The 9,106-nt window shown below is 52.8% G+C and carries 6 protein-coding genes and 1 riboswitch; all 6 genes read right to left on the reverse strand.

Going from position 1 to position 9,106, the window contains the following annotated elements:
* The coding region (locus tag B3W37_RS06235; protein WP_483175101.1) for a hypothetical protein at window positions 1-2,397 on the reverse strand (2,397 nt) is incomplete at its 3' end.
* A 123-nt stretch (window positions 2,398-2,520) separates the two neighbouring features.
* On the reverse strand, window positions 2,521-3,132 hold the full coding sequence (locus B3W37_RS06240) for a hypothetical protein (RefSeq protein WP_483175102.1): 612 nt from the start codon (window positions 3,130-3,132) through the stop codon (window positions 2,521-2,523).
* Between the two features lie 317 nt (window positions 3,133-3,449).
* Window positions 3,450-3,680, reverse strand: coding sequence for a hypothetical protein (locus B3W37_RS06245; protein WP_483175103.1), 231 nt, complete (start codon window positions 3,678-3,680; stop codon window positions 3,450-3,452).
* Between the two features lie 87 nt (window positions 3,681-3,767).
* A riboswitch (cobalamin riboswitch) is annotated at window positions 3,768-3,984 on the reverse strand.
* Window positions 3,985-4,544: 560 nt separating this feature from the next.
* The gene (locus B3W37_RS06250) at window positions 4,545-4,805 is read right to left on the reverse strand and encodes a Txe/YoeB family addiction module toxin (RefSeq protein WP_483175104.1); all 261 of its coding nucleotides are present in this window, start codon (window positions 4,803-4,805) and stop codon (window positions 4,545-4,547) included.
* Window positions 4,798-5,052, reverse strand: a complete 255-nt coding sequence (locus tag B3W37_RS06255; RefSeq protein ID WP_483175105.1) for a type II toxin-antitoxin system Phd/YefM family antitoxin — start codon at window positions 5,050-5,052, stop codon at window positions 4,798-4,800. Before B3W37_RS06255 ends, B3W37_RS06250 begins: the two co-directional genes overlap by 8 nt.
* 336 nt (window positions 5,053-5,388) lie before the next feature.
* Window positions 5,389-9,106, reverse strand: a 3,718-nt coding sequence (locus B3W37_RS06260) for a cadherin-like beta sandwich domain-containing protein (RefSeq protein WP_483175107.1), incomplete at its 5' end; no start/stop codon positions are given.

Below are 9,106 nucleotides of genomic sequence, written 5' to 3' on the forward strand. Positions count from 1 at the left end.
GACATTGTTAACGCCGTAAACCGTAGCATAGCTGACACAGTTGTCGACTGTTCCATTTAAAAGTCCCGCAAAGGAGCCGATGGCGGAGCGATTTTTTGCATAGCCGATGACGACGCTTTCCTCAATGGTGCAATTGCGGATGGTCACGGTATTGCCCCCAGAGGCATACCCGCCGATGAATCCGGAGTACAGGGTGCTGCTTCCCGACTTGATCGTCACATTATCGATTAAGACCGTTGCAGGAACGCCGGTCTGATAATCCCCGTCACTGCCGTAATCTACATCGTATGCGTTTATCAGGCCGTATCCCGCAATTTTAACGCCATAAATGTTCAGGTTTCTGACACTGGCTTCACGAACATAATTAAAAAGGGGCAGACCGTCTTCCGGTATGGTGAGGGTTTTACCGCCTCCGTCGAAAACGCCGCAGAACGGCAAGATATTTATGCCGTTTTCCGGGTCGGCGGCGCCGTCTTTCAGATTGCCGATCGGCTCCCAGCCGGCGGGCAGGGTGACATCGTTTTCCATCATAAACACGGTATTCGCCATACCGTAGCCCTGACTGACCAAATCGCGCAGAAGAACCAGATCGTCAGCGTCCTCAAGCAGATAAGGGTCATCCGTCGTGCCCGCGCCTGCCCAGTCGCCGCCTACTTCGGCCAGCGGCAGGATGGTTACGGCTGCTGTTTCTGTGACGGCGGTGGCCGTCAGGCTCTGTATGGTATTGGTCACTTTGCAATAGTAATACTGGGTTCCGACCGTATCGGCAGACGGGATATACTGTATATTGGTTGCCCCCTCTATAAGTCTGCCGCCCTGAACGCTGTCCGTGTCATTGCAATACCACTGATAGCTTAAAATACCGTTATCCGCCACGGATGCTTCCACATGCAGAGGTGCGGGGACGCTCCCTCGTATGTATTCGCCGCCGGTCGGCTGGACATTGATAGAAGGCGTCTCGGCCACAAAAGCAGTCAGGTGGATGGCAACAACGTTGCTCTCAGCCTGATATTCTCTTCCGTTTACCGTATATGACACAATACACTTATAACATCTGTTGCCTTTTAAAAACGGCAGAAACGGCTTGGTATTTACTGTATCGGTGGGCGGAGTATAACTGGCGGAAGTCGCTCCCGCGATAATGTCATCTGCCTGTCCTAAAGCCATTTCCCCCACATACCACTGATAAGTGAGTACGCTCGTTTCCGTTTCGGTCGTCTGAGCTTCGACAGTCAATGGCTCCGCTTCGTCGAACTGGGTGTAGTTTGCCCCCTGCGGCTGCGTGATGATTGCCGGTATGTAATCCACATCCGTCCGTTCAAGGGTCAGCACATAGGTGGTGGTCTCAAAGCGTACATTGCTTATCACTATGGGAATATCCATCTTTCCATTGGCATCCCACTGCATATCTTGCTGTTGGATAGTCAGTGTTGTTCCGGGGGTTCCGTTTACAGTAGTAACTGTTCCCTGAATTCCTGCCCCTGTTACGGAAACAGTGATGTTATTCACGGTAACGGGAACATCCACGGCATAAAGCAGATTATGATAGGCAACGGCGCGGTCCAGCGGCCGCAGGTTGTTGTTGCTGTCTTTAACGGTAAGCACTCGCAGCGCACATATGTACCTGACATTCACGGTATAGCTCTGCAGAATGCTGTCGCCGCTGCGCACTTCGATTTTGATTTCACGGACCAACGAGGATGTCATAAAAGGGTTTGGAAGCATCGTATACCCGCCGCCGATCTCGATCTCCTGCTGGACTGCATTGGCATCTTCATAGCTGGCATAGACCTGGCAGCCTTCCGGCGCACCGGAAATGAGCGGGGCGCGGGCATAGAGATTAAACTGGGAATTCCCGGCAAAATCCGGAATGATCAGATCGTAGTTATCTGCGGCGCCATCAAATTCAGGTGATAGTTTTAAATTCATATAGTTTGTCGTCGGGTTTACCGCAACGCTGAATTCCAGATCGGACAGATAGTTTTCCTGGGGCTCGGTTGGACCGGCGGCATTGACTATGATCGCATCCGATGGGTCGGACACATTCCCTGCCGTGTCAATAGCGTACACGACGTATGTATCCGGAGCGAAGCCCGCTGTGCTCAGGGCTGCCGGTGTATCAGCCGTTGCCGGGGTTGAGACGCCATTGGCCGTATCGGCGGCGGCTTCTATGTCAGCTTTGGTCGCGCCGGTATCGGACGGGACCAGATACAGTGTGCCGTCCTCATTGCTGGTCGCTGAAATATCTTCACCGACAATCACCGGCCCCGCCGTAACATCGCTCAGAACGGGAGAGGTCTCGTCTGCTGCCAGCGCCGATAACGGCGTCATACCCAACAACATGACTAAAACAAATATCAGGGCCAATGCTTTTTTGCCGAGTGTCTTCTTGCTCATAAGGTTCTTTATCCTCCTTTCGTTACCTGAAAGGTTTGCATGTCTCCATATTAATATCTGGGCGGCCAAAATTCGGCCGCCCATTTGTTCTTTGGTCGATTCGCCTATAAAATATTATAAATATTACCAGGGCTCGCCCGTATCCCAGTGCCTATCAAACGCGCTGACGTCAAACACAATCTCCATGTCGTCCGTTAAAGCGATATTGCTTGTATACTCTTCGGCTTCTTGAATGACGCCGTCTTGCGTATACGCAACATTCCAGCCGGTGCCGGTCGCGTGTCCCCACTTATTTCCGTTTTCTCCCTCGTAATAAGTAACGTTATACGTGAGTGTCTGCGGGCTGACATTGCTGATATAACCGCCGTTGGGTATATTGACGTCATCCCATCCGGCGTAAATACTATAAAAACCTTTATCAAGAAAAGTCACGATTATAGCGTCCAAAACGGAGGCATCGCCGTTGAGCGGGTCCGGTTCGCCGCTGGGGAGATAATAGGACTGTTTCAAGCTATAATCGACATAGAGCTGAACATGATCAATATCAAGCGAATAGTCTTGAATATAAAAGTTTGCGTTAGGATTACCCGATCCTATATAGTCGCCGCTTGTATCGAAGTCGCCGTATCTGATCGAAACGGTGACCGCGTCTTGTGCCGCCGCCACGCCAGGAAGGCTCATTGTCATTAAAAGTATTAAAAGTATCAACGCGGTTTTTTTACTGATGGTTTTCATTTTTAATTTTCCTTTCTTTAAAAACGGGTTTTGATCCTCCGCATTTATCTTTTGCCATTGATTATTCGGACTCGGGGCGGAACAGGTGATGATTGCCCTGTTTTATCGCCCCTCATTCTGCCATTGCGATTGTATCTTTTCTTATCCTTATGCGGGAATCTACAAAGTCAGATAAAACATTGCAATTTCTTAAAACTTACCTAAATGGGATTGACGCCGAACTGGACAAGGACTATTTGTTATTTATCATATAACCCCCCCTTTCAAACAGGCCGAACAAAAAGGCATGGAAAATCTTTAAAGAACTCGCAAATGCTTCAGCAAACCTCTTCTCCCAGTACAAACCTTGGGATGCGTACCCTGCGCATGAGTTTGGGCCGGTATTCATTGACCCCTATACTTATTCGCAGAAGCGAAATAAGGGCGTCATCATTCCAGTTGCTCAAGCTATGGCTATCGCCCAGCAGTTCATCCCCAAAAGCGGAGTCTGCCCGGTTTATTTCTTTTTCCCGGCGGCTGCAGCCAAAGTGCTTTATATAAAATTTCATTGAAAAATAAAAACGGCTGCCACAATCAATCGATTGTCACAGCCTAATTTCTGTACAACTGGAAAGCCCTGCCTTCCGTCAACCGGCGGGCAAAGCAATGTTCAAGCAGGTCTTCTGGCTCACGCTTATGGAGCTAACTCCTGCGGACCGCGCTCTGCCTTCCCAGATCTCCCAGTGGCCGGCTTGCGCCGACGAACGCGGCCCTCGGCGCTTACAGCGGCGGTTCCGCTCGGGACTTGCACCCGATTTCCTATCCTCCCGCAAGGCCACAGGCCCTGCCGGCACTTGAAATACTATTCGGTTTTCGCTGACTTATCCTCTCAAGGAGGCATCACAGTGACCCGCCCGCGGGGCATCTCACCCCATTCCTCCGCCGGCAAACCGGCGGACTGCTCGTACACTATTTACTTGGAAATAAATAAAAGGTGAAATCGCCCTCTGCCGGAAACGATCTCAGGCGCTGTTTTGCAACAACAAACCTGACCTCCATTCGTTGATTGGAGATCCGTAACCGGCAAAGCATTCCACCTTGATGCTAAACCCATTCTATGGCTGACAGACCTGACTCGCGGCTAACGCCGCACACAGTGAAGATAAGACCGTGCCGGATTCTCACCAGCTTGTCATTTGACACAACCGCCGCCCTCTTACAAGGACCCTTTGTGACCATAAAACGAAATACATATTCTGTTTGTTTAAAATTACTATAATGTTCCCGTGTCGTCAACTACTGTGTTTTGACGGCAAGTTATGTCATTCTTCTTATTTTGGCCCGCGGCGCTTCTATTGAAAAAGGCCCGAAAGTATTTTCATACGCTTTATGAGGCATCGTTATGTTCCGGCTGATATGTCCGTGGAAACATATCAATCTTCATAATGCCCTTTACAGGAGATAATCCACAAATTATTGTTATCATCAAAATTATAAACTAACCTATGCGCATGATTGATTCGTCTGCTCCACGCCTTGCGGTATCTTAAAGGTTCAGGTTTCCCAATGCCTTTTGATAAACCATTTCTTTCAATATCTTTTACAAGCTCATTGATGCGTTTGAGTATCTTTTTGTCTTGAATCTGCCACGATAAATAATCATCCCAGGATTTGTCTGACCATATTTTATTCATCGTCTACCTCAGTCAACTCATGAACAGTTCCTTTCCCTGATGCAAGCTGTTCCATTGACCGATCAATCATTGCAAGGTATTCTGCATTTCTTGCTGCTTTCATTATTGTGTTGTATTCCTCAAGGCTTATAATAACGACATTTTTCTCATCTTTCCGGGTAACAATTACTGTTTCCCGGTCATCGGTAACACGATCACAATATTCTTTTAATTTGTTTCGTATTGTCGAATAGTTTACTGCTAGCATATAAGATACCTCCCTTCGGATATGCGCAACAATATATTTTGACAATATTATGTACAATTTATTGTACCATATAGTGTACGCCTGTCAAGCAGAAAAACAAAAGCAACGACCGCGTGGCCGTATATCAAGAGACGGTTCTTTTGTTCCTGTGAGAAAACAAAAGAACCGTCTTGTTTCTTTATTTACCAGTCATGCTTTACCTAACCGGAGGCAGAGTGTTTGTACCCCCCTTTCGCACCCGCCTCACCTTGCCTTCTTCAGGCTGCCTTCCCGGCAGTCTTAACTTCAGAAGCCTTGTTTTCGTCATGCCTTTTAAACTCTTCCAATGAACTCGGATTACACTTCCTGGTTCTGCACCAGGCTGACGATGATCTGCACATCAGTGGTGTCGGAAGAGCCGTCGCCGTTGATGTCAGCTGCCAGGCGCATCACCGGGGATATGATCTCAAAAGCCGGGTCAGTCAGATAGACTCCGGTATACAGGTCATAGACCAGCTGGGCATCGATGATGTTCACCAGGCCTGCTCCGCTCTGATTGACATTGCCGTCATAGTTGATCTCCGGCGCCGTGCCTTCAACACAGCTGATGCCGGCCAGAGCCGTACCTTCATTCACATCCGCTGCCACAAAGCATACAAACAGCTGGTATTTTTCGGAGTAATACATCTCCGTATCGTTGTACTGGTATTTGTAGCCTTCAGGTGGATTGGCTGCAAACTTCAATACTTTGAAACCGGTAGGGGCTCCCTTATAATCGTCGAAGCCGATGAAGCTCACCGTTCCCTTAAGCTTTTGGGTGAGGGTTACGATAATATCTGCGGTCAAGGCGCTGCCGGGGATGGTGTAGATCCCTTCAATGGCGGTCAATACCACCGGGCTGCCGCTTCCTACCGTGTAGGCTACGCTGACGATCTCCTTACCGGGATCGGGAGTGATGCTGAACACCACGTCGGCACCGTAGCTGGCTTTACCGTCCTCAACTCCGGAGATAACTGTCGCCTGCTCGGGCAGGATGATGTTGACGTTGATATCCTGAGTGGCTGTGGCGGTATAGGCGGCATTGGCGGAAAATGCTGTGGCTGCGATGCTTTCATAATCCACATTGCCGCTGCCGTCATTCCACAGGGGACTATCCAGTATATAGCCGCTGTCTGCGGTGGCAACCGGTTCGACAAAGGGGGTGGTGTAGAAGTTGTCGGTGTACAGTCCGGGTATTCCATATTTGGTATAGGCGATGGCAGTGTCCATGCTCACATGGGATCCCGCTGTGAAGCTCACGGTCAGGTTGTGCACATTGACGCCTACGTTGGCTCCAATTGCTGCTGCTTCAGGGTCGCTGGGATCGCCGCTGGCTCCCACCAAAGCTGAAATGACGGAAAATACCGCCTCATTGCTGCCTGCCGGGAGGTCGTGTCTTACCCGGAAGCTCAGGCTGCCCTGATTGCCGGTAGGGGTGCTGGAACCAACTCTGGTGATGACCAGCTTGCCTGCCAACGGGTTGTCGGTGACGGTGAAGCCGTTTCCCAGGTTGTAGCCCGCGTTGCTTACTTTGGTCTTGTCATAGCTGACTACGGTCTGCAGGGCGGCGAAGCTGCTGATGCCATCTGACCCGTTGACATTGAGATTCATGGTGACGGTGTCTCCGGGGTTTTTGTCGGTATCAGCGCTGACTAGTCCCACGGTGTAGCCAGTGGTTTCCTCCGCCTCCGTCTCTACGGTGATGGTATAGGTCTCGGCGGGGACGCCGGGGGCGCCGTTCATGCTGGGCCAGGATGGATCGCCGCATACTACGTTAATAATAGATCCATCACTGATGGGTATGGTTGCGGTGCGCCGGTACTCCGTCCCGGTGTCCTGAGTTCCCAGATAGCTGCGCACCTGGAAGTTCTTGTTGCTGGCAGTGGGGGTGACGATAACGCCCTCGGTACCTTCAGGCACCGTCAGGGTATAATCATGGGCGTCTTTGTCAAAAGACGGAGATAAGGTCCCGGTGCTGAAGGCCATTGCCTTTAGGGTCTTGTCGTTGTTGTCCCAACTGCCCCCCAGGTCTTCGCCCAGGTTGGTGGTGTACATGACCCGGAGCTCATCCCCGGGCTGCAGTGCTCCGGATAGCACAGTGACGCTGTCAAAACCGGTATGGGTGAACCAGTCGTTAAGGGTCCCCATCCAGCCGCTGTCTTCACCGCAGGCCTTTTGTGCCAGGCCGTTGATGGAGGAGATGTAGCCGCCCTCGGCGCCTGTCTGGGTGGCTTGCACCGAATCCAGGGCCGCCACCACGGCCGTCATCATGGTGCTCTCTTCGTCGATGTCCACCCAGGCGTCAGCCAGGAGGCCCTCCCAGACAGCGCCGGCGCTGACCGGCCAGACGGTGTTTTCCACGATCACATGCACCTGGCCGATGGCGGAGGAAGGAACGGTGATGACGCCGCTGAGCTGCAAGCTGTCGGTGACCAGGGTTTCACCTTCGCCTTTGGACAGGTCTGCGGTGAAGGAGAAGCTGCCGGCGGTTGTTCCGCTGGCGGCGCTAAAGCTGTCCATGGCAACCGTCACGGTGACGCCGTTCAGGTTGAGAGTGGAGAGCTGGGCCTCAACCCAAGTCTTGATGCCCGGCTCGGTGTTGGCCGCGGCCATGGGCACGGCCCAGGGCAGGCTTTGAATGGCGGCCTTGACTGCCGCCACGTCGGCCTGATTCCCTGCTGCGGGATCCTGTGAGACGCTGATCTGAACGGTGTAATTTGCCATGCCGCCGTCTTCGGCGGTGACGGTGAAGCTCCAGGTGGCGCCGTTGTCGGCGGTAACGGGTACGCTGCTGCTCGCCTTGGAGTTCATGGTGGTAATGATCACTTCGGCTGGGGTGACTGCAGCCGGATCGGAGCCGTAGGGCAGAACCGCGGTGAAGCTGCTGCCTTCACCGGCTGTGGCGGTTGTGCCCTTTACCATAACCGATCTGACCCGGGTATCCGAGGAGACCCCGAAGGCGTCGGACATGTCGTAAAGGGAGTGATCCTCGCTCACGAAGCGGTCGTAGGCCACCAGGGCGTAAGCGGCCTGCTCGGTGGCCATCTGGTTGGCTCCCGCGGAGCTTTCGCCGAAGCAGCCGTTGTCTTGGTCGTAATAGGTTAAAAGCCCTGTCAGGGGATTTTTGCCTTCTGCTGTGATCCACTGGGCGCCGGTGGGATCCATACCCAGGGCGCACAGGGCGGTGACCGCCTGGGCGGTGCTGCAGGTGCTGACATTACCGCCGCCCCACCCGCTGAAGCCGCCGCTGGCCGGATCTTGCTTTTCTTTGAGAACATCCAGGGCCTCATCCAGGTTGGTCTTGACATTTGGATTCGTGTAGTACGGAGCCAGGGCCTGGATGGCCATGGCGCTCATGTCCACGTCGGCGCTGCTGCCGGAAATGGCCCAGCCGCCGCCTTCCAAAGCCGCCGCCAGGAGGCCGTCGACGTAATCGCCGGTTGCCTCTGATTCATAGGGTTTGGAGTTTAAGGCCAGAAGAGCGAATATCTTGGCGCTGAGGGACATGTCCTCATTGTAGGTTGCGTAAGCCTCGGTCAGGTCCCGGCCTTGGTAATCCGAGGCGTCTATACCTAAGGCTGTCAGGGCCAGGGTGACCCGCTCGTAGTCGGTGGCGGCGGTGATGGTATCACCCGCCGCCAGGGCCGCGTCCAGATTGTCGAGATAAGTCCTGGCCCAGTCGCTGTCCTTATCCACCTCGCCGCCCCGGGCCAGGGCCAAGACCGCCCACTCGCCGGATACGCTGTCGACAGTGGGGTTAGTCACCGTTGACTGGATATAGCTCAGTACGCCGTCAAGGGCTTCCGCCGGGTCTATCGCCTCTTCCCCCTGGCCGGTGAGTTCCGCGTATCTTTTCTCTGCGGCGAGCAGGGTTTCGTATGCCGTTTTATAGGGTTCATATGTCCTGAGTAGGAACGGATAATATCCTGTTGAACCCGGGAAAATATCAGGTCGCTTGTTATAAATTTCTCTGGCGGCGGCTATCACATCCCCGCTCTCCAGCGTCACTTTGCCGATAGCGTCGACTGCCGCCTTG

It is taken from the genome of Syntrophomonas sp. UBA5494, assembly GCF_002426325.1.

Excerpts from the sequence above, each read along its gene's own strand:
- B3W37_RS06240 (WP_483175102.1), bottom strand. The coding sequence starts at position 3,132 with ATGAAAACCATCAGTAAAAAAACCGCGTTGATACTTTTAATACTTTTA.
- B3W37_RS06245 (WP_483175103.1), bottom strand. The coding sequence starts at position 3,680 with ATGAAATTTTATATAAAGCACTTTGGCTGCAGCCGCCGGGAAAAAGAA.
- B3W37_RS06250 (WP_483175104.1), bottom strand. The coding sequence starts at position 4,805 with ATGAATAAAATATGGTCAGACAAATCCTGGGATGATTATTTATCGTGG.
- B3W37_RS06255 (WP_483175105.1), bottom strand. The coding sequence starts at position 5,052 with ATGCTAGCAGTAAACTATTCGACAATACGAAACAAATTAAAAGAATAT.